Raw genomic sequence first — 249 nt, 5'->3', positions numbered from 1 at the left:
CCAGTCGATCCATTTTCACGCCGCACTCCGAAGGTCCTGCCGATGTGGCAGTTCGACGCAAAAGGTGGTGCCCTGTCCAACTGCGCTGATGAACGAGATCGTGCCGCCGTGCCGCTCCACGATGGCCTTGGCGATGCTCAGGCCCAACCCGGTGCCGCTGGGCCGGCCCTGCGACGGCGTGCCGGCCTGGACGAAACGCTGGAACAGGCGGTCCCCGTATTCCTCAGGTATTCCCGCCCCGTGATCCCT

Annotated in this window: 1 protein-coding gene; it reads right to left on the bottom strand. The window is 65.9% G+C overall.

All coding sequences use genetic code 11. The features are described 5' to 3' along the window. Positions 1 to 15: 15 nt before the first annotated feature. A partial coding sequence (locus tag EIP85_RS21775; RefSeq protein ID WP_241560141.1) for an ATP-binding protein occupies positions 16 to 249 on the bottom strand: 234 nt, incomplete at its 5' end.

The organism is Solirhodobacter olei, assembly GCF_004010155.1.
GTDB classification, from domain to species: domain Bacteria; phylum Pseudomonadota; class Alphaproteobacteria; order Rhodobacterales; family Rhodobacteraceae; genus Solirhodobacter; species Solirhodobacter olei.
Note: the sequence above shows the minus strand (reverse complement) of the source record. Positions and strands in the feature narration are given on the sequence as shown.